The 19,039-nt window shown below is 65.2% G+C and carries 28 protein-coding genes; 15 read left to right on the top strand and 13 right to left on the bottom strand.

Annotated features, from left to right (window positions below; translation table 11 throughout):
* Positions 1–494: 494 nt before the first annotated feature.
* The 3 genes from MKL20_RS05630 to MKL20_RS05620 are packed head-to-tail and all read right to left on the bottom strand — an operon-like array spanning position 495 to position 1,440.
* Entirely contained in the window at positions 495–758 is a 264-nt protein-coding gene (locus tag MKL20_RS05630; protein WP_244035871.1) for a hypothetical protein, read from the bottom strand.
* Positions 755–1,024, bottom strand: a complete 270-nt coding sequence (locus MKL20_RS05625; protein ID WP_244035870.1) for a hypothetical protein — start codon at positions 1,022–1,024, stop codon at positions 755–757. Before MKL20_RS05625 ends, MKL20_RS05630 begins: the two co-directional genes overlap by 4 nt.
* Complete coding sequence (locus MKL20_RS05620; protein ID WP_244035869.1) at positions 1,021–1,440, bottom strand: DUF5681 domain-containing protein; 420 nt, start codon at positions 1,438–1,440, stop codon at positions 1,021–1,023. The genes MKL20_RS05625 and MKL20_RS05620 overlap by 4 nt, the downstream gene beginning before the upstream one ends.
* A 21-nt stretch (positions 1,441–1,461) precedes the next feature.
* Between MKL20_RS05620 and MKL20_RS05615 the strand changes: the two genes are divergently transcribed.
* The 4 genes from MKL20_RS05615 (at position 1,462) to MKL20_RS05600 (ending at position 5,518) form a co-directional block, all read left to right on the top strand.
* Positions 1,462–1,719 carry a hypothetical protein gene (locus tag MKL20_RS05615; RefSeq protein WP_244035868.1) on the top strand — a complete coding sequence of 86 codons (258 nt, stop codon included), beginning with the start codon at positions 1,462–1,464 and terminating at the stop codon, positions 1,717–1,719.
* Positions 1,719–2,039 carry a hypothetical protein gene (locus MKL20_RS05610; RefSeq protein ID WP_244035867.1) on the top strand — a complete coding sequence of 107 codons (321 nt, stop codon included), beginning with the start codon at positions 1,719–1,721 and terminating at the stop codon, positions 2,037–2,039. The genes MKL20_RS05615 and MKL20_RS05610 overlap by 1 nt, the downstream gene beginning before the upstream one ends.
* Before the next feature lie 321 nt (positions 2,040–2,360).
* A complete protein-coding gene (locus MKL20_RS05605) occupies positions 2,361–3,011 on the top strand; it encodes a hypothetical protein (RefSeq protein WP_244035866.1) in 651 nt (216 codons plus the stop codon).
* Between the two features lie 818 nt (positions 3,012–3,829).
* The gene (locus MKL20_RS05600; RefSeq protein ID WP_244035865.1) at positions 3,830–5,518 is read left to right on the top strand and encodes a methyl-accepting chemotaxis protein; all 1,689 of its coding nucleotides are present in this window, start codon (positions 3,830–3,832) and stop codon (positions 5,516–5,518) included.
* Positions 5,519–5,638: 120 nt separating this feature from the next.
* Here MKL20_RS05600 and MKL20_RS05595 read toward each other — a convergent pair whose 3' ends face one another.
* A complete protein-coding gene (locus MKL20_RS05595; RefSeq protein WP_244035864.1) occupies positions 5,639–5,998 on the bottom strand; it encodes a hypothetical protein in 360 nt (119 codons plus the stop codon).
* Positions 5,999–6,099: 101 nt separating this feature from the next.
* Entirely contained in the window at positions 6,100–6,282 is a 183-nt protein-coding gene (locus MKL20_RS05590) for a hypothetical protein (protein WP_244035863.1), read from the bottom strand.
* Positions 6,283–6,347: 65 nt separating this feature from the next.
* Here MKL20_RS05590 and MKL20_RS05585 point away from each other — a divergent pair, with 65 nt between their 5' ends.
* A complete protein-coding gene (locus tag MKL20_RS05585) occupies positions 6,348–6,773 on the top strand; it encodes a hypothetical protein (RefSeq protein ID WP_244035862.1) in 426 nt (141 codons plus the stop codon).
* On the opposite strand, the gene MKL20_RS05580 is transcribed toward MKL20_RS05585, so the two are convergent.
* Positions 6,764–7,171, bottom strand: coding sequence for a helix-turn-helix domain-containing protein (locus MKL20_RS05580; protein ID WP_244035861.1), 408 nt, complete (start codon positions 7,169–7,171; stop codon positions 6,764–6,766). The two genes, MKL20_RS05585 and MKL20_RS05580, sit on opposite strands and share 10 nt — an antisense overlap.
* Positions 7,172–7,399: 228 nt before the next feature.
* Here MKL20_RS05580 and MKL20_RS05575 point away from each other — a divergent pair, with 228 nt between their 5' ends.
* Positions 7,400–7,651, top strand: coding sequence for a hypothetical protein (locus MKL20_RS05575; RefSeq protein WP_244035860.1), 252 nt, complete (start codon positions 7,400–7,402; stop codon positions 7,649–7,651).
* 515 nt (positions 7,652–8,166) lie between these two features.
* Entirely contained in the window at positions 8,167–9,714 is a 1,548-nt protein-coding gene (locus tag MKL20_RS05570; RefSeq protein ID WP_244035859.1) for a sensor domain-containing diguanylate cyclase, read from the top strand.
* A gap of 21 nt (positions 9,715–9,735) precedes the next feature.
* Here MKL20_RS05570 and MKL20_RS05565 read toward each other — a convergent pair whose 3' ends face one another.
* The 3 genes from MKL20_RS05565 to MKL20_RS05555 form a co-directional block, all read right to left on the bottom strand.
* The gene (locus MKL20_RS05565; protein ID WP_244035858.1) at positions 9,736–10,827 is read right to left on the bottom strand and encodes an HD-GYP domain-containing protein; all 1,092 of its coding nucleotides are present in this window, start codon (positions 10,825–10,827) and stop codon (positions 9,736–9,738) included.
* 20 nt (positions 10,828–10,847) lie between these two features.
* Positions 10,848–11,264: a PilZ domain-containing protein gene (locus MKL20_RS05560; RefSeq protein WP_244035857.1), complete on the bottom strand. Its 417-nt coding sequence runs from the start codon at positions 11,262–11,264 to the stop codon at positions 10,848–10,850.
* Positions 11,265–11,577: 313 nt separating this feature from the next.
* Entirely contained in the window at positions 11,578–12,435 is an 858-nt protein-coding gene (locus tag MKL20_RS05555; RefSeq protein ID WP_244035856.1) for a helix-turn-helix domain-containing protein, read from the bottom strand.
* A 1,046-nt stretch (positions 12,436–13,481) separates the two neighbouring features.
* Here MKL20_RS05555 and MKL20_RS05550 point away from each other — a divergent pair.
* Both MKL20_RS05550 and MKL20_RS33240 read left to right on the top strand, forming a co-directional pair.
* Entirely contained in the window at positions 13,482–13,697 is a 216-nt protein-coding gene (locus MKL20_RS05550; RefSeq protein WP_313902707.1) for a hypothetical protein, read from the top strand.
* 241 nt (positions 13,698–13,938) lie between these two features.
* Positions 13,939–14,253, top strand: coding sequence for a GCG_CRPN prefix-to-repeats domain-containing protein (locus tag MKL20_RS33240; RefSeq protein WP_244035854.1), 315 nt, complete (start codon positions 13,939–13,941; stop codon positions 14,251–14,253).
* A 41-nt stretch (positions 14,254–14,294) separates the two neighbouring features.
* Here the strand turns inward: MKL20_RS33240 and MKL20_RS05540 are convergent, their stop codons facing one another.
* The 4 genes from MKL20_RS05540 to MKL20_RS05525 all read right to left on the bottom strand — a co-directional run bounded on the left by MKL20_RS05540 (position 14,295) and on the right by MKL20_RS05525 (position 16,893).
* Positions 14,295–14,708 (bottom strand): hypothetical protein, encoded by a 414-nt coding sequence (locus tag MKL20_RS05540; protein WP_244035853.1) that lies wholly within the window; start codon positions 14,706–14,708, stop codon positions 14,295–14,297.
* Between the two features lie 3 nt (positions 14,709–14,711).
* Complete coding sequence (locus MKL20_RS05535; RefSeq protein ID WP_244035852.1) at positions 14,712–16,049, bottom strand: hypothetical protein; 1,338 nt, start codon at positions 16,047–16,049, stop codon at positions 14,712–14,714.
* A 134-nt stretch (positions 16,050–16,183) separates the two neighbouring features.
* Positions 16,184–16,468 (bottom strand): hypothetical protein, encoded by a 285-nt coding sequence (locus tag MKL20_RS05530; RefSeq protein WP_244035851.1) that lies wholly within the window; start codon positions 16,466–16,468, stop codon positions 16,184–16,186.
* A 128-nt stretch (positions 16,469–16,596) separates the two neighbouring features.
* Complete coding sequence (locus MKL20_RS05525; protein WP_244035850.1) at positions 16,597–16,893, bottom strand: hypothetical protein; 297 nt, start codon at positions 16,891–16,893, stop codon at positions 16,597–16,599.
* A 108-nt stretch (positions 16,894–17,001) separates the two neighbouring features.
* Between MKL20_RS05525 and MKL20_RS05520 the strand changes: the two genes are divergently transcribed.
* The 6 genes from MKL20_RS05520 (at position 17,002) to MKL20_RS05495 (ending at position 18,705) form a co-directional block, all read left to right on the top strand.
* Complete coding sequence (locus MKL20_RS05520; RefSeq protein WP_243964535.1) at positions 17,002–17,247, top strand: hypothetical protein; 246 nt, start codon at positions 17,002–17,004, stop codon at positions 17,245–17,247.
* Entirely contained in the window at positions 17,244–17,552 is a 309-nt protein-coding gene (locus MKL20_RS05515; RefSeq protein WP_244035849.1) for a hypothetical protein, read from the top strand. Before MKL20_RS05520 ends, MKL20_RS05515 begins: the two co-directional genes overlap by 4 nt.
* A complete protein-coding gene (locus tag MKL20_RS05510) occupies positions 17,549–17,803 on the top strand; it encodes a hypothetical protein (RefSeq protein WP_244035848.1) in 255 nt (84 codons plus the stop codon). The genes MKL20_RS05515 and MKL20_RS05510 overlap by 4 nt, the downstream gene beginning before the upstream one ends.
* Positions 17,800–17,964, top strand: a complete 165-nt coding sequence (locus MKL20_RS05505) for a hypothetical protein (RefSeq protein WP_244035847.1) — start codon at positions 17,800–17,802, stop codon at positions 17,962–17,964. Before MKL20_RS05510 ends, MKL20_RS05505 begins: the two co-directional genes overlap by 4 nt.
* A gap of 157 nt (positions 17,965–18,121) precedes the next feature.
* Positions 18,122–18,352 carry a hypothetical protein gene (locus tag MKL20_RS05500; RefSeq protein ID WP_244035846.1) on the top strand — a complete coding sequence of 77 codons (231 nt, stop codon included), beginning with the start codon at positions 18,122–18,124 and terminating at the stop codon, positions 18,350–18,352.
* Between the two features lie 101 nt (positions 18,353–18,453).
* A complete protein-coding gene (locus tag MKL20_RS05495) occupies positions 18,454–18,705 on the top strand; it encodes a hypothetical protein (protein ID WP_244035845.1) in 252 nt (83 codons plus the stop codon).
* The last annotated feature ends 334 nt before the right edge of the window (positions 18,706–19,039 follow it).

Raw genomic sequence — 19,039 nt, 5'->3', positions numbered from 1 at the left:
GGCTCCAGCCGGCAGGCCGGTGATCTGAGCGCAGGCGCTCAGCATCTGCCAGAGCTCGGACAGGGACGCCGCTGGCCTTCGCTCGATTGGGCCAGCTATGGCCACGAGCGGTAACACAGAGACGACCGCCGAAGCGGCGCCAACCGACATAGCGATCAACGTCCGCCTCCGGAAGAGCATCACGCGATGTGAAGCCCGCCCCTGCCGCCGGTCGGCGTGCGGCTGCAGGAGATGTTTGGATCCTACACCCGCCACGATCCGCCACCCGAACGCACCGCCTTGTAGCCGCTCAGGCCGTCATTTAGCTTCGGTGGCGCTTTCAGTGCCACGCCCGTTCGGACGCGATCGAAGGGTTGGTTTGTGGGCCGATAGGTGGCCTTAGATCGCGTAGGATGACTCAGGACTGGCACGGAGCTGCGGCGGCTGTGGATCACGGGCAAAGCAAGGAACGCCGCCAGCGGGGCGAATTTCAGGCTTATTACAGGCCGATGTAGTTACTGCACCACCTTCTGCCGCTGCTGCGCCTGCCAGTCCGCGATGAACGCCTCGATCTGACCGGCGAGTTCCTTGTCGGCGGGCATCGGCGACGCCTCCAGGCTCGACACCATGGCGCCAAAGGACGGCCACTCGGACGCCATGTCGTTCAGGCCCGCCACGATCTGCCGGTCGAGCTCCGCGTCGGAAAGACGAGCTAGGCCACTGAACCGAGGGCTGGCCTCAAGCCGGGCGATCTTTGCCTCGATCTCCTTGATCCTCATGACAGCCTCGCCCTCAGATCCCGGTAGTACGTCGCGACGTCGTGGGTGCAGTGTCGGATCCGGGCGATGAGATGCTGCTCCTGCGGATCCTCGGCTTCGTCCCACTCGTCCATCAGTTCGTCGATGCCGCCGGCCTTGGCCGCCAGCCTGTGCAGGCGATCGAACAGCGCGCGCTCAGCCTGGCCATAGGACAGGTGGTCGAACCGGCCGGTGCCGCGCTTCGCCTCCAGGCGCGCGATGCGCGTCTCGATCTCTCGGATCCTCATGCTCCCTGTCCCTCCAGTGCCGCGAGACGGTGGTGCAGGTCGGCAGCCGTGATCGCCTCGATGTGGGCGGACACCGCCTTGCCGACATCGGCCGCCTCGGACGGCGTGATCTCGCCCGAGGACACCGCCCGGAGCAGGGCGGCGGTCGCCATGGGCAGATCGGCTGCGGTCTCGATGACGGGAAGGTCGAACGTGATGGACCGGTCCCGACGCGGGGACAGCAGGCGGTCGAGGCAGAGCTTCATCGCGCCGCCGTCGCCCGCGAGCGCCTGCTCAATGGCCTTGCGGGACAGGGCTTCAGCCTCGCCCTCGAAGATGGCTTCCAGGGCCAACGTGGAGCGGTTGCGGGAACCGCGAGGGCGACCGGCGGGGTTGCCGGACCGGCCTTCTACGAATGGTTTTCCGTCACCCGGCATGGTCGGATCTCAGCGGTGGGCATGGCTGTAAACAACAGGGAAGAAACAGCCAGACCGGTGAAGATAGATAGCACAGCCTATGAGTTTTCACGACAGGGCTTCCAGGTCGACCCTCAAGTGGTCGTGGGCATCCTCGTCGAGAACCTTCAGGGCAGCGACCACAGCCTGATGCTGAACACGACTGGCGTCGTTCCGGACCTCGATGTTCACGGCGGGGTTAGCGTTACGAGGAACGAGATCGGCCCCGACGAGTTTCGATCCGCCCTTCGGAGGAAATGATGTCGGACAGTACGTTAGCGTCGGTCACGCTCCCATCCCTCAAGGCCGCTCGATCAGCGCGCGATCGCCTCGCCCGGGCAGGGTTTGCCCGCAACAGCATCGAGATCGATCGGCATGGCGATGCGTTCGAGGTCTCGATCAACACCCGGGAAGAGAACCGCGACCGTGCCGAGCGCATCCTGACGGGCTCGCCTCTGGGCAACGATCTCCGGCAAGCTGGAGAGCAAGCGGCCGACTTCGTTCAAGCCAATCAGCCCCTCGCCCTAGGCCTCGCGGCATTGGCGGGTTTCGCGCTCTTCGGCCTGACGAACCGTAGGTGACGGCCCTTACCCCCCGGGAGAACCGCACCATGAAGCACTTATTCACTAGCTCGCTGATCGCGGCCAGCTTGCTTGCCATTCCGAGCCTGCCGGCATCAGCGCAGAGCATCGATATCCGACAGCCGAGGCCGGTTCATCTCCACGATCCAACAGGGCGGACTGACGAACCCCTACGGGCTCGGCGCCGTCGCAGCTTACGGTCAACATGAAAGCCGCTACAACCCCGCGAACATTACCGGGTCATGGTCGGACCCGAGCGAGAGCGGTCAACCGGGGCAGTCAGGTGGCGTCCTATCGTGGCGTGGCGGGCGCCTCGACAACATGAAGGCCTTCACCCAGGGCGCGGCCGACCCCGTGACGGCGCAGGCCAAGTTCTTCCTCCAGGAGAACCCGCAGCTCACGCAGGCCCTGCAGAACGCCGGTAGTGCCGAGGAAGCCAACCGTCTGATGGCTCAGGCTTGGAAATTCGCCGGCTTCGACAGACCCGGCGGTGAGAACGCGGCCCGCCTCGCGACCACGCAGGCCTACGCCAACAGCTTTGCGAACGGCCAAGCGCTGCCGGCCACCGCCTCCCCTCGGGGCGCCTCGATGGGCGCGACGGCGCAGCGTGGCGCTTTCGGGTTGGGCGGTGTCCAGGCGCAGGGTTCGGCGGTGCCGGGACAGGTGTCGCAAGTTTCGGGCGTCGCGGCCCTGTCCGGACAGCCTCTTGCGCTCACTCCTGACGCGACCGGGTTCTCGAGCGATCCGGCCAACCCGCCGCAGCAGCCCCGCCCCTATGATGGTGTCGCCTCGGCCCTGAAATCCATCGCGGGCGGCGGACAGAAGCAGGCGCAGGCGGCCAGGGGAGGCGGCATGCCGGCGGGCGAGGCTCCGGGCGGGCGGCCAATCTCGCTCATTGAGGCGCGCAAGCTCTACGGCCCGTCCAAGTTCTTCACGATGCTGCAGCAGCACGGGGTGAGGGCGCGGGGCTGACCACTATCTCGGGGAGGGCGCCGGCTCCTCCTACGGATCGTCGGTCTGGCTGGGCTGCTCGGGCATGCGCTCAAGATGGCGAGCACGAGCGTGTCTGTCGAGGCGGTCAGCCGATCTCGCTGCAGCAGGCTTGGGCCATGTTCAACCCGGGCAAGCCCTACGGGATGCTGCCGATCTCAGGCAGCGCGAAGAGGTGCGCGATGTGGTTCGAAGCGGTGCCGTACCCGGGAGCGACAGGGGCGCAAAGGCGGGGTTATCCAACTTACAGACCAAGGCACCCGTAGTCACGGATCGAGCCGGGCAGGCCGATTGCACTGGGGTGCACAGGTGTGCAGAGAACATCTTCGAGCGTTTCCGAACAAGCGCGAATGTCCGAGAGCATCGTCGCTGCTTCGGCCTGCTGCGCGGTGCTTTGATCGGCTTCGGGTCGAGGAAGCCGAGGCAGCAGGAAGACGGCTGTATACGGCTGAGGGACGGCAGCCTGCGGCAAGGGACGGTAGCTGACGGCAGCGCTACGGTAAGAAGCACGGTAGCAGGAGGGGTATCACACCACACGCACTGAAGGTGTGAGCGACCTCCTATGAATCTTCAGTCTGATCGTGCGCCTTACGCGTGCATTCAGGATGGCTTTTGGCAGACTTGGTGTCGAAGCGGCGAATGACCGTTCTGGCTGGGCTGGAAACAAAATCGTTGGCAACCTCTGCTACGGAAGGCCCTAATACATCGTCTAGTTGTATCCCATTAACCATTTCCCCCCACGACTTAATGTTGGCAGCTGCAATTATCCCCGGCTCTACGGCTGCCTGACGAGGTCAGCGGTGTCGCTTCAATCCATGTCGATCCGCAGCAAATTGATTGCTGCATTTTCAATACTCGCCGTCCTGCTTATCGGAATAGGTTCTCTGGGTCTACTAGGAACCCAGACAATGCGTGAGCAAGTACTTGACATCGAGACGAACTGGCTGCCAAGCATCCGAGTCCTAGGTGAGATCGACACGCTTACTGCCCGTACTTCGGGTTCCATGCTACGTCACACGCAGGCTACGGATCCGACACTGCTTACCAACATCGAAACTGATACCGATCGCTTCGCCAAAAAACTCAATGAAAAAAAGACTCTCTACGAGCCGATGATTGCGTCGTCTCAAGAACGTGCACTGTATGAAATCTTTACGCGAGCATACCGCGACTTTGAGACTGTGCGCGATGCGGTTCTAGAGCTCTCTCGCAGGGGCCAGAAGACCGAAGCGTTTGCGCTCTATGAGAGCAAAGGCATCATCCCGCGCCGTGCAGCTTCGGCTGCCCTCGACAAGCTGATTGCGATCAACAACGAGGGAGCCGCACTGGCTCAGGCCAGAAGCAAGGACACCTACGAGCACACCTGGACGTGGGGCGTCGTTGCCATGGTCGCCGGCCTCGTCCTCGCGGTGGTTTCGGGCGCCGGGATCGTTATGGGCGTCACTGGCGGCATCGCCTCAGTAGTGCAGCCGATGCAGGCACTTGCCGGCGGTAACCTCACTGTCGCGATCCCGCATCAGGGTGAGGGCACCGAGATCGGCACGATCGCAGACGCCGTGCAGGTGTTCAAGGACGGGTTGATCCGCATGAAGGCGCTGGAAGAGGAGACCGCGGAGGCCCGCTTGGCTGCCGAGGAGCAGCGCAAGGCCGGCATGCGCCAGATGGCGGACGGGTTCGAGGCCGCGGTTGGCGGCATCATCGGCATGGTGTCTTCGTCCGCCACCGAGTTGCAGGCGACAGCACAGACGATGACGGCCACGGCGACCGAGACGGCCAGCCAGTCGACAACAGTCGCGGCCGCAGCTGAGGAGGCTGCCTCGAACGTCAACACCGTGGCAGCCGCTGCCGAAGAACTCGGTTCATCCGTCCAGGAGATCAGCCGGCAGGTCGCTGGCTCGGCTGAACTTGCGCAGCTTGCCGTACACGAGGCGGATCAGACCGGCGCCTTGGTGCAGGAGTTGAGCGCGGCCGTAGCCCGGATCGGTGACGTGGTCGGGCTGATCTCGTCGATCGCCGGCCAGACCAACCTGCTTGCACTCAACGCTACGATCGAGGCTGCGCGCGCCGGTGCGGCCGGTAAAGGCTTCGCCGTGGTCGCCTCCGAGGTGAAGGCGCTGGCCGAGCAGACCGCCAAGGCGACGAGCGAGATCTCTGGACAGATCGCTCGGATCCAGGCCTCGACGGGCCAGGCAGCGGCATCGATCGCCGGCATCACCGGGCGGATCCGCGAGATCAGTGGCGTAGCAACGTCGATCGCGGCAGGTGTGGAAGAGCAGGGCGCGGCCACGCAGGAGATCGTTCGCAACGTCAGCCAGGCGGCGATGGGGACGGGTGAGGTGACAAGCAACATATCGGGCGTTGCTGGCGCAGCCGAGGAGACCGGCGCAGCGGCAAGCCAGGTGCTTGGGGCGGCCTCGGAGCTGTCACGCCAGTCCGAGCACCTCGCAGCCGAGGTTGAGCGGTTCCTCGCTACCGTACGGGCCGCCTAAGACAACAGAGCTTCTCGTCGCCTTGCTGACTACAACAGGACAGGGCCGCTCCCTCGATCATGGGGTGGGCGGCCCTTTCTGCGTTTGTAGGACGTGGTCAGCGTACCATCGGGCTGAGGGTCAGGCTTTGCCGCGCTGGGCTTTCAGCCTCTGCAAGGCACGCTCGTTCTCGCGATCAAACTGGGCGGGGGTCATTTCTCCAGCGTCCACACGCTGCGCGAGCCGCTTGCGGTACTCCAACGCATCCTCTTCCTGCGCGCTCAGCGGCACGCTGGCTCGCGCGGCTGCCTGGGTTCGATCAGCCCACTCGGTGTAGCTGATCCGACGTGCATCACGGTCCGCCCTGAGACGGGCGACATCTTCCTGGAGAAGCGCAGCGCCTCGAAGTCCTGACCCCGCCGGTTGCGGTCCGGAGGCCCCTGTTTGACAGGCACCTAGCCCGACCGTGATCAGCAAGGTCACGGCGATGTAGCGGTTCATGAATAGCCCTTCGTTCAGAGCGAGCTAAGCTAGTCCACATCGATGGGGCGAGAGCGGATAGGCCACACTCGATATCGTTCAGACTCTCACGACGGTTGATGTTACAGATCCTGCCGGCGTCGCAGCTGCAGCGCCAGGATCAGCGCGCCGGGCCAGAACACGAGGCTGAGCACAGCGATCGGCAAGATTGGGCGGCCCTTCCACCATACGATCGTGACCGGCAGGAACAGGCCGGCGATCGCTATGGCGAGGAGCGCCCAGAATTCGAGGTCGGACAAGTCCATGAGCGCTAGGTAGGGGCGTTCTACCGCTACGCTTTCTTCACCATCGACGGCTCAGTGCCACCGTCATGCCGATCCGGCCCGAGCACCGCGTCTTTTACCCGATCGACTGGCGCGAGCTGTCGATGGCGATCCGGTTCGGCCGGGCGCAGGGCCGGTGTGAGAGCTGCGGGCGGCCGCACGGGCAGATGGTCTACCACCTCGGCGACGGCCGCTGGTGGGACGCCGAGGCCAGCCGTTGGCGCGATGGATGGGGACGCCGGATCCGGATTAGGTCTGGCGTCGACATCCTAGGTCGCGCTCGCCGGACCCGTGTCGTGCTGGCCGCCGCTCACCGGGATCACGACACGGCCAACAACGCGGACGCCAACCTCGCGGTTTTCTGCCAGCGCTGCCACATGATCCACGACCGACCAGAGCATCAGAGACGGCGACAGCGCACGCTGTTCCGGCGGAAGGCGATGGGAGACTTGTTCGGTGGGCCCTATGCCTGACCAGCACGCTTTCGTTGTATCGTAGCGGCGGCCTTCACGATGGAGAAGATGCTATCGCGTGTGGTCTCGTCGGCGATACCCGTGAACGCGAGGACGAGTTCCACCACCTTCGGATCATTGAAGAAGGCCGGGACAACGGCCTCCCGGTCATCGGCTCCCTGTGAGCCCGCGAAAAACGTCTCGACCGGCACCTTGAGCTGATCCGCGATCCTCTGCAGCCGGCTGGCGCCGATGCGATTGCGACCCTTCTCGTATTTCTGCACCTGCTGGAAGCTCACCCCAATGGCGTGACCAAGCGCGGTCTGACTCAGACCCTGCGCCGCCCGGACCGCCGCGATGCGGCTGCCGATCTCACGGTCGGCTTCGGTCGCCAGCTTCGGCGCATTGGTGGAGGTCATCGCAGGATCAGCTTTCTACAGGGGGGAGGCTGAACGCACAGCTGCCGGTCCAGCCGTCTAAAACCGACCCAGGATTGTACCTCATTACGTCGCACAACCGTTAGTGCCGCGGTGCAACAGCTGCAACTTGTGCAAGGCACAAGTGCAACTCTGGGTATTTCACGCGACGGGCCTTAGTCGTATCGCTCTCGTGAGGGCGACAGGCCCTCCTGAGATCGGGGCCCCCTCATGGACGAGATCGAGGAGCGGCGGCACGTCGTGCTGCGCAACCTCGCGACGCACGCTGGTCCGGCACGCGACCGACTGCGTCTGTCCCTGGACAACGCAGCCCGCTTGGCCTGCCTCGCGCCCGAGGCGATTGCGGCTATCGAGAACGGTAGCGGCTGCACGTCTTCCTTTGCGGTGGTGACGCAGCTCGCGCTGTTCCTCGGCCTCACCGAGCTTGGCGTGCCACGTCCTCGGCCTCCGGGGATGGAATAGCCGCGTTTCAGAACATCTCGGTGGGCGAAACTTTAGCCCTGGCCGGCACGTACCGCTCGCCCATGAGCGACCTACACGACAAGCCTACCTCCCTGGATGCCACGTTAGCTGCGCAGATCCATGCCGCTCGCATACGCGGCGCCTACTCGATCGAAACCCTATCGACGCTCGCACGGGTCGATCCCGAGCTGATCACTGGGCTTGAGAATGGCACGCCGATCTCCGACGTCGGAGCTCGGGACCGGGTCATGGATGTGCTAGGTCTACGCTCAGACGGTCATCGCCATCCCGCCAAGTGACCGATCTCACTCTGCCTAATTCGGACTGAGGTATGGCTCCGGGCCGCCTACGGACACTGAGGGCTTCAGCCGTCCACGCATAGCACTCGACCTGAACCGCCTCGATCAGGGCATGCAGGTTCCCGGCGTCGGTCGCGGTCTCAGCGAGCATGAAAGGACCGATTAAGACTCGGCATGCGACTGAAGCACCTCGTGGTTGTATTCGCGAGATGCCCGATGCCCGCGCTGCAACGATTGGCGCGTCCGTTCCGCTCCGCCCGCACCTGGATCGGCCTCGGCGTCTTGGCACCTATCGGCATGCTCGCGGCATCCAGCATGATGCTGTTGGATCTGCGCCAGGACGCCTGGGAGAAAGCCGAGCAGACGTCCAAGAACCTCCTGCAGGTCCTGGAGCGCGACATAGCCCGCAACGTCGAGATGTATGATCTCTCGATCCAGGCGGCCGTCGACAATCTCAGGACGCCAGGCCTCGCGGAAGTCACTCCCGAGCTCCGTCAGCTCGTTCTGTTCGACCGCGCCGCCACCGCCCGCGACATGGGCGTGATGATCGTCATCGACGAGAGCGGCGGCATCATCGCCGATATCGATGCCGTTCCACCGCGCAAGGGCAATTACGCGGACCGTGAGTACTTCCAGGTCCATAAAGCGCGGGCCGGTGTCGGCCTCTACATCGGACACCCGATCATCTCGCGCCTGACCGGGGAACGGATGCTTCCCTTCAGCCGCCGCATCAACAAACCCGACGGCACTTTCGGAGGTGTGGTTCTCGGTAGCGTGAAGCTGTCCTACTTCACGCGCCTGTTCAGCCAGATCACCCTCGGTCAAGAAGGTGCGATCAACCTGTACCTGCGCGACGGCACGCGGGTGATGCGTCAGCCTTTCGTCGAGGCCGACATCGGCGCCAACATCGCCAGTGCCCCGACCTTTCAAGGGTTTATCCGTCAGCACAGCGGCAGCTTCGTCCACACCTCGGTCCGAGATGGCATCGAGCGCCATTACGCCTTCACGCGCGTCGGCGACCTTCCGCTGATCCTCAACGTCGCCCTGTCGACCGACGAGATCGAGGCGGAGTGGCGCGTGAAGGCCCTCGTCATCGGCGGCATCGTGCTGGTGCTATGCAGCCTTACGATCGCACTGTCGCTTCTGTTCGGGCGCGAGCTTCGCCGTCGGGAAGCCATGCAGGGTGAGCTCGAAAGGCTGTCGCTGACCGACGCCCTGACGCGTCTCCCAAACCGCCGAGCCTTCGAGGACACCGGCGCGCGGGCCTGGGAAGGCGCCCGACGCAATGGCCAGCCACTATCGCTGCTCATCGTCGACGCCGACCACTTCAAACGCTTCAACGACCGCTATGGCCATCAGGTCGGAGATGAGGTGCTGCAGGGCTTGGCGCGCTGTCTCTCGGCCAGCGTGCATCGCCCAGACGACCTCGTCTGCCGGGTCGGCGGCGAGGAATTTGCCATCCTTCTCCCGGATACGGATCAGGCGGGCGCGCTTCGCATCGCGAAGAAAGTCCACGCCGAGGTAGCAACCCTGGCGATCGGATCCGCTGGCATCGGGGCCGGTGCAGTCACAGTCAGCATCGGGCTCGCAGCGATAGTGTCGGGCGGCACGGAGGTGTCCGCGCTAGCGGACCTGTATCATCTCGCCGATGCTGCACTCTACGAAGCCAAGGCCGGCGGACGAAACCAGACATGTTGTGCGAGGCTGAAGAGTGCCCAGCCCGAGGCGCAAACTCGCAAGCTTCAGTTGGTCGGAGCATCGTAGGAGTTTGCGACGCCCGCCTACTTAAGCTGCATGCTTGGGATCACTCTGAACCGCCCTCGACGGTGCCGCGAGGCAGTGCCGATCGAATACCACCGCCACGGGCCGGAACGCGCGCACGAGATCCGCGTCGAGCCGCCCCGCCATACCGTCCAGAATGGCGTAGGCCTGCGCCGCGTCCATCGCGGCCTTGTACGGCCGACGCTCGATCAGTGCCGCGTGGATGTCACAGATCGTCACCAGCCGGACCAGGTCGGGGATCTCGGCTCCCCTCAGCCCGTCCGGGTAGCCCGAGCCGTCGAGCATCTCGTGGTGCGAGCGCACGACCGCGAGCAGGGACGCGTCGAAGCCACCGCCGGCAAGCATGGCGTACCCCTCTGCCGGATGGGTACGCATCACCGCCATCTCGGCCGGGTCGAGCTTGCCCGGCTTGTTCAGGATGGCAGTTGGGATCTTCGTCTTGCCGACGTCGTGGAGCAGAGCGGCTTTTGCGAGTCGGTGACGGTCGGCGGCACCAAAACCGAGGGTCCCGGAGAACGCTGCGGCGAGGCCGGCCACGAGCAGGCAGTGCTGATGAGTGACGTCGTCGAAGCGCTGGACTGCCTGCACCCAATCGTGGATGCCGACGTCTCGGATGGCCTGGATGATCAGCTCGGTGCCGGTGTCCGCTACCGCGATGGTGATCGCTCGGCCCGAGAAGAACGCCTTCGCGAAGAACTGTCTGGCTCGGACTGCCTGCCGTTCACCTGTCGCAATCGATCGGGTTTGCCCACTGATCTGGGCGAGCTTGTCGGTGACGAGGCGAGCCGAGGCGTTGACGGGGAGCGTCGCAGTCGCGCCCAGGATCCGGGCTTGGGCTTCGGCGCGGGCGACGTTGCCATGGACGAGGAAGAGATACGGCATGCCCTCGTCGCGCACCCGCTCCAGAATGCGGCGCATGAGCACGAGCGCCTCGGAGTTCAGGCCCTCCACATCGCTGACAATCAGGCCGGCGCCGCGGGACGGCGTCGCCTCGTCGTAAAGATCGTGGATCCGGCATGAACCGAACGCGCCGAGATCGCGGGCCAGACGTCGGCCGCGATGGATGTCGTCGGTGATCAGCAGAAGCTCGCCCATCGCCTATCCATCGTCTGTCGTCAGAGGATCACACGCTCGTTGAAGGTTAGCGGGCCGAACGGCATTCGGAACGCCACGCCGACGCCCTCGGGGGTATGGCGCACGACCGTCGCGTAGCGCTTGCCCACCGTCACCGTCGCACCGACCTGAGGCCTCCTATCGAGGATCAGAGCGGCGCCTGTCATGGATAAGTCGGTGACGAAAGCTTCGGCCGTGCGGGCGCCTTGCAAGGCGATCCTGACATCGCGGTATACTGGAACGATGCGAGCAGCCTTGCGCTGATCTTCCCGGTCGTCGGCACTGCGCATCCATTCCAGGCGGGCCTCGATCCGGGAACGGCGCTCGGCGTTGGCCACGAGTTGAAAGACGAAGCCACCTGGCCGTCCGTGAAGCACGACTCCGTCGAGCATCCCGAGGTCGTCGAGGTAGCAGATCACGCGCGCTCCAGCCTGAGGGAGGGGCCCTTCTGTCAGGCGGCGCAGCTCGATGAAGTCAGTGGCGGATACGTCGGCGAGGCACGGCACGTCCTCACCGCCAGACAGGCAGTATCTACCCTTGGTTGTAATTCTAAACCGATCTAGCACGGAAGTTGTCTCCGCTCGTTCGCACAACGGAGAGTAGCAATGGATCGGTTTACGACTCGTCTAAACCTCAGCGAGCTTCGACCGAGGCAGTACAGTGGCAAACGAATGTAATCGAGCTGCTTCACGGCGACTCGCTGTGTTCGTCATAACGCCCGGCCGCAGACCCTCACCGCATAGCTCCGCCTGCCCCACGATCTGCGCGGATTCTCGGCTGACCTGATCGGTCGAGGTCGCCAGCCGCTTGTCGGCAGCCCTTCTTCGGCTCCGTTTTCCCCGATTCTGACAGGACTAGAACTTCAGTAGACGTGCGGTTCGCGGATTTGCACCCTCCCCCCTGTGCCGGTGGGGCGGAGGCGGACGATCCAAGTCTGGATAGTGGGTCTCGGGTTCGCGCCAGCCGTAGCCAAGCCGTCCATTCGGGCGAGACGATGCGGACGATGTTGGTGTCGTTGCGGAAGCCGGTGATCTGGCGCTCCTCGACGGTGAGCAGCCCGAGCTTCCGGGCCTCACGGATCGCGTTGCGGACCGTAGTCTCAGCCACTCCCGTCACGGCCGCCAGGTTCGGCACCGACAGCCGGCAATCCTTCCGGCGCACCACCTCGGCGGCCACGAGGGCGAGGACCGCCTGCTCGGCCAGCGTAAACCGAGCAGCGAGACCGGGCGGCAGGCGGCCAGAGGCGGCCCAGCGGCGGCGGCGCTCCATGCTGGCGCCCGTGCGTGGTCGGGACCCAACGCCTGGCCTCCTGGGGCTATTCTGGGGTTTTTCGGTGCTTCCCGAATAAGCCGCGCTCGCCGGATCGGGCGAGCTCCCCGAAACTGGGGAGCGCAAAACCTGCCTGGCAGGCAGGTTATCGCCCCGCCGCGGGGCGGAAAGGGTCCGCGCCTCGATCAGCCCGGATAGCGTCTCGGCCTCGGCTTCCGTGACCTTCTCATCGGCGTAGGCGCGCCAGAGCAGCGCCGTCACCTGCGGCAGGGTGATTCGGGTCGCCGCCTCGATTGCGCGGCGGATTTCGTCTGCAAACACGTGTCTCGGCCCTTCTCCAAGGGCCACAGGGGGACGATCGGCGGCGCAAGCTGTGCGCTCCGTTCAAGACAAGCCGGTATCGTTGCCGGAACCGGGGTTCCGACTTGACGCCCTAGGGCGCTTCATGGCTTGTGGGGGTTGGAAACTTGGTCCCCACAGGACATCTCGATTTCGAAGGCCTCACCCTTGCCGGGGTGGGGCCTTTGGCTTTTCAGGGTCCTACTGCGGCGGTCGGTGCTCCTGGTTGCTCCGGCGACTCGCGTGAGGCGCGCGCCAGCCGGACATGGCATGTCGGCCGGGCGGCACGGCTAAGTCAACGCTGAAGCCCACGCGTCGCTGGTTGCACTGCAGCAGCGCACCCGCGTAGTTTGGCGTCGATGCCGGTCGGCCGCGTGCTGTTTCGCCGGTTCGCCATCTTGCGTGGTCCCTCAGCAAAATGAGGTCGGCATGGATGTGATGCGGATTGTCGTGCTGTGCGGGTGTGGCTTAGCGCTGGGCGGCTGCCTGTCACCAGCTGGGACTACGAGGTCGTATACAGCTCTGCCACCGGTGGCCGTATCGAACGATGCCCTACAGCCGGTCGTCGAGCCCGGGCAGCTCTTGAACCCCGGCCTGGGTAGAACCCGTGCAGGCGTGAACCCGTCTGACGACCTTCTGAAATCCCAACGTGCGAGAGCGGCCTGGCAGGATCAGCGCCCCTCGGAGCTCGCTCTACCGCCGTCGATGTCCGCTCAGACTGGCAGCGCTGGTGCGGGAGGGGGCGCACTCGGCCTTGCGAGCACCAATAGCGCATCAGCCCCGCCCAAGAAGAGCGCTCGACGTGGCGCCGAGGCAAAGCCCTACAACGCAGAGGCCGCGATGGACCGCCTCGGAAGGGACGGTCATCGAGATGCCAAGCCGATTTGCAGCGGCTGCTGACCCCTGCCGGCGGCGCCCCAGCCGGACATGGCATGGCGGCCGGACGGCACGGTTAAGTCAATGTTGAGGGGACGTGACTGGGCATGGCGGATGCGGGACGACGTCCTCAATCCTGGGTTGGGTTAGCTGTGTCTGTCGCCTTGGGCATCGCGTTGGCCGGCGTCGGTACGATCGGCTGGCGGTGGTACAGCTACGTCAACGCCGGCGCGTCGCCCTACGACGAGGTCGGGATTGAGGTGAACCGCCGTTTGCCCGAGCCGCTCCGCTCGTGGGGCTGTGCGCGTATCAAGGAGCGGTTTCCACGTGCCGTGCCGCCCTATGGCTGCCAGCCGGGACAGGTTTGAGCTGACCTTCTGCCGTTACGCAGCACCGCCTTCTGCTACGAGCCAACACCCGGAGATCGTCGGGACGCGAACTCCTAGGATCGGTTCAGCATAGTTGTCATTTTCATTCGTGTCGCATTGTCTGTTTTTCTGAAACCTTTCGGTTTCATGGCCAAGATTTAATGCAGCGGCTGCTTTCCTGGCAAGTTATGGAGACAGCTGGTGCGATCATCTCGGCGAATGAATACAAGGGAAAGCAGCCATGAATATAATGAATACATTTTTCGCTGCCGCGGTGCTCACCGCGCTGCCGCTAGCCTCCGCGAATGCGATGCCGATTGCGACCGATCCGGGCATCACTGCTCCCATTACCCTCGTGGCAGGTGGTTGCGGCCCAGGCGCTTGGCGCGGTCCGTGGGGGCACTGCCGGAATACGCCGTACTCTGGCCCACTCCCGGGTGGCTGGTACCAAGTCCGCGCAGGGAATGGGTGCCCTCCGGGCTATTGGCGCGGACCATGGGGTCATTGCCGCAACACGCCATTCCATGGTCGTCTACCCGACGGCAGCTTCCAGTAAGCGCACCCCTGCTACAGTCGCCAAAGTTGATGCTGATTGCGTCAGGCACGTTCCAGCAAGTCGACGAGCAGCGATCCAGCCGCAGCGAGCACGTTGCCCCGCCCACCCCAACGCAGCGGCGCCACCTCGATCACCGTCGAGGTGATCTCCGCCACCTCCGGCAGCGCGGTCTCAGACGCCTCGGCCTCGCGGTCGGCATCGTTCCCGCGCAGCCACGTGACCTGCGATCCGGTGTGGTTCTCGGGCGCCGCCAGGGACGGCTCATCGTCGGCGCCGTCCTCCAGGTCGGTGTCGCCGTCCATGCGGTCCAGCACGGCGATGATGCGGTCTGCCGCGTCGAGGGCGACCTGCGCCGCCTCCTCCAGGCTGGCGCGGAGGGCTGCTCCGGCCAGCGGCTCCAGGGCCTCCGGAGCGGCCGGTTTCGGACGCGGGGTGAAGGTGAGCACGTCGCCCATGGGTCAGGCTCCCCACGCAGCGTTGATCTCGGCAAGAAGGGCCTGATCTCGGACCTTCATCTCGCAATCCATCTCGTAGCGAAGGCGAACGGACAGGGCGTCGTCGCGCTCGCTGTTGTTGCTCGGGCGGCGGTTGCGGAGGAGGCCGAGGATGCGGTCACGGACGAACGCGGCGCGTTCGTACTCGCCATCGACAATCCGGGAGGTAGCTGTGTTGTCCTCGACGTAAGGCAGACAGGACAGGTTCGACCACGTATCGGCCGCCGCGGTGAACAACTCGAACAGCCGAGCCAGAGCCGTGATGCTGCAGTCGGACAGGTCGACCGCATCCGCCTGGGCTTGAGACCACTTCAGCGCCGCCTTGTCCCCTAATGCGGCACCACGCTGGCCCATGGGCGAGCGGGCGATCAGATTGAGTATGCCAAGGTGCTGTTGGCCGTGCTCGTCCTCATCGGCGGCGAAACCCTCGGCCGCATGGAATTCGACGGCGAACCGAGCGAGTGATGCGCAGCCCTCGGCGGTGGTTGGCACGGTCACCGCCAGGGCGTCGAGGCTGGCGTGCAGCGCCTCGCCGGCGGCTTCCTGCTCCGGTAGCGGGTCGAGGCGACCGGGCGGCTGCGGGAGCTGCTGGGCGACCGTGCAATCCAACAGGCAGCGGCGCACCGCCTCGATCACAGCGTGGACCGGGTCAGCCTCGATCTCCGGGACCGCGGCGGCGATCTCCTCCTCGGTGCCGTACCGCCTCAGATCAGCTGCCTCGAACACCTTGTGCGAATGGAAGGTCAGGGCGAACAGGGCGTCGATGCGCAGCTCACGCCGGAGCTTGGCGTCGAGGGCGCGGTTCCCCGCTTCGTCCAGGCCACCGCACTGGGCGTTGAACTGCCGGCTCATCTCCTGGCACGCCACCGTGTAGAGGCGCTGCGCTGTGAAACCGATCCAGTCAGCGACCGGCCGGCAATGCGTCTTCCCCGCGGCGTCCTCGTAGTAGACGAGCCCTGCACGATCCTCGATGCCCGCTGAGACAGGCAGCTCCGGCGCCAGCGCGGCCTCGATCCCGTTGAGCCGCAGCCGGCGGCGCAAGCGATCCTCCATCCCGGCACGCATCGTTTCGTGGAGGCCACCGCCGGCCATTTCGGTCACGCGCTCGAACTCGATCTCGGCGATGTTGCGCAGGCGCTCCAACTCCAGGCGCAGGCCCTCGGGAATGTTGAGGAAGCTCATTGGCTCCCGCTCGGGGTAGGCCATGAAGCCGGGCGGCGGGCTGTTCCAGTCGGTAGGCTCAGGCATCGGCGGCGGCGCAGGCTGCGGCTTGCGGACGACGCGCGACAGGTCAGCCTGCAAGTCGGCGGCGCGCTCCCGAAGGCTCGGGCGCTCGGCATCGCGGCGGATCAGCTTCTGTAGGGACGTGCGGAGGGACATCGCGGGATCCTCGGGTGAGAGGCGCGGGCGGCCGGCCCGCTCGGTTGCGGGTCGGGTCAGACCAGGGTGGCGATGCCGGTGAGCACCATGCCGCCGCCGATGATGGCGACGGCGTCCAGCAGCTCGCCGGCGGCGTCGAGGAAGCGCAGGCTGCGGCTGTGAGCGGTGTCCGGGCGGATCGGGCAGACGGCCTGCCCGGGCTCAATCTCGTTCGGAACTGGCTCGTTCGGCAGGTTCAGGTAGCGGGGATCGACCGGGATCCGGCGGCGGGCGGTACTCGGGGCGGCCGGGCCGCGGACTGGGACGGGATCGCTAAAATTTGGGATGCGGGCGTGCGTCATCGTTCGGGCTCCGGTGAGGGCTCGTGGCAGGGATCAGAAAGGGAAGGTCGACTCACTCGCCCAAGTGGTTGGGCGGCTTCGGCTTTCAGGCGCTCAGAGCCCCGAAACCGGCTTCTGGACTCACGCTATCAGTGCGCGGCTATGTGGCGGGCCATCTTGGCGGCACGCCACGCGGCGGTGAGACAGACCGACATGGCCTCGCCCCAGGTGCCGCCGAACCGCTCCTGATGGGCGCGGGCGGCGGAAGCGGCGGCCGACATGATGGCGCCGCGGTCGAACCGGCCGGCGGCGAACAGCGGTCGGCGGGTGGTGCGCACCGTCATGTCGATGCGGGCCTTGGCTGAGAGTAGGCCGGCAGGGATCGTGGGCCGGCTGTCGTGCAGGCTGCGGGAGAGGGTGTTCCAGGATACGGTGCGGTGGGACATGGGGTGCAGTCCACGTTGCAGCGGTTGCCGCCGCCGGTGGACTTGTTATAATACCCATGCCTTGGTGCGGTCAACAGGGCATTGGGTATAAAAACAACCGAGGGTGTGATGTTGTCGACCGGCAATCAGCTTCGAGCGGCTCGCGGGCTCGTCGCTATGGATCAGGTCACGTTGGCTGAGCGGTCGAAGGTAAGCGCCAACACCATCCGAGCGATGGAGGGGAAGGGCGCGAACACGCTGACTAGCGGACTTGATACGGTGCGGGCCGTTCAATCCGCCCTCGAAGCAGCAGGCGTCGAGTTCCTCAACCACGGGCGGCCTGGCGTGCGCCTGAAGGGCGAGGATCAGACGTGACCCCCTCTCACGAACGATTGTCCGAGGTCCTGCGCCTCTGCGCCGTGCTCTCGGATCGTGCGCTCGACGCGCTGATCACGGCCGGGGCTGTGCCTGCGGATCAGGCCGTTGCACTGGCAAAGGCTGCACGCCTTCTGCAGGATTATGATGTGGAGTGGCCGCCCTTACTGACCCACGTGATGCACGAGCTCGCAGACAAGGATGGCCGGTCGGTGCCAGAGCCAGCGGCAGAGCCATCGGACGGCGCTGACCTGCAAGGCCTGACCCGCTTCTTCGCCGGTTTCCGCACCAAGGAACAGCAGTGACCTACACCGTGGAGCAGCTAGCGCCCGGCAGCTACGATGTACTGCTCGACGGTGTCGTGATCGCAGGCTTGGTGCGCAGCGTTCACCGTAGCGGCCCAAGCGACACATGGCAGGTCGAGTTGCTCGATGAGATGCCGGCATCCGAGCGCCCAGCACCGTTCGCAAACCAGCGGCACGTGTTCAAGTCACGCCTGGCGGCGCTGGAGTGGCTCGGTATCCAAGAGACAGCAACTGCGGAGCCAGCTGGATGAGCATGATCAAGGGTCGGCTACTGGCGATCGGCGTTGCGGTCGTGCTCGTGAGCGTCGAACGCACGCTTGAGGCTGCCGGCCTGATATACGCGTTCGAGGACTGCGCCGTTGCAGCTGTCGCGGCGGCCGTAGTCGTAGCAGCGGCGGATCTTCGCTCATGACCGCCGGCTGGAGTTCATCCCCGAGAACGGCAGCGGGGCCGGGATCCGGTTCCGGGAGCGGGAGGGGTAGGCATTGGAGCGAGCAGGCCGTACCACCAAGCACCTGACGGCGAAGGGCCACCTAAAATAGCCCACCCACATGCGGAGTATGTAGGCCGTGAAGCACATCTACACCTTCGCCGAGGTCGACGGTTCGCGGCTGGCGGCCACCACAGACCGTGACGGAGCGAACCTGCCTGGCAGCCCGCAGCTGTGGCGGCGCTTGGACAAGCTCGATATCGAGGAAATGGCCAGCAACCCCGGCATCGCCGCGATGGGCAATGCCGAGGAGATCCTGGGCGACGTCCGGGAGCATGGCCTCTACCTCACCGCAAGCAGACCGGCCTGACTTATGATTGCCGGCCAGATGCTACGGGTGACGCTGCGAGGATCCCGAGCGGGTGAGCAGATGCCTCTTACTCAGCACCTGAAGACGAAGGGCTATCTGAAGTGAGCGAAACCGAAGATCCGGTGCGGGTTGAGCAGATCTTGCGCATGTCGACGGCGCTAGCCGAGCAGTTCCTAATCGCTCAGGCATCGGGCGGACCGTTCGACGAGAAACACATCGAAGCGGTCACGGTCGCCGCGCGGTTCCTTCTGGAGAACGAGCTTCCTTGGCCGCCGGTCGTGGGGGAGGCCATCGAGGTCCTGGCTGGGCGCGTCGACGAGGTGAAGGCAATCTCGACCGCGGTTGAGCCATGAGCGCGCCGGAACCTGACGAGCTGTTCCGTGCCCGCCTGCTGCGCGTGGTCAAGGAATTAGACCGGCCGTTGACGCTGGTGGGAGTTGGGCCGCAACTCGACCGGATCGGCCGTCGGTATGATCGGTTCAGGACCGCCGTGCCGCTTAAGGGCATAGGGGACGACGGTTGCCGTTCCGCTCCCAAGCCAGTGGATGCTTCCCGGACAGGCGGCTGTGTGGGATTACCCCGTTTTTGTGGACGGTTCAGGGGGCTTGGCTGAGCAGGGTCTCGGGCAACGGGTCGGAGCGGGTTTCATTCTCGTAGACGACGGGCGAGCGGTAGCCGAGCGCCGAG

The sequence above is a fragment of the Methylobacterium sp. E-066 genome, assembly GCF_022829635.1.
Lineage (GTDB): Bacteria > Pseudomonadota > Alphaproteobacteria > Rhizobiales > Beijerinckiaceae > Methylobacterium.
Note: the sequence above shows the minus strand (reverse complement) of the source record. Positions and strands in the feature narration are given on the sequence as shown.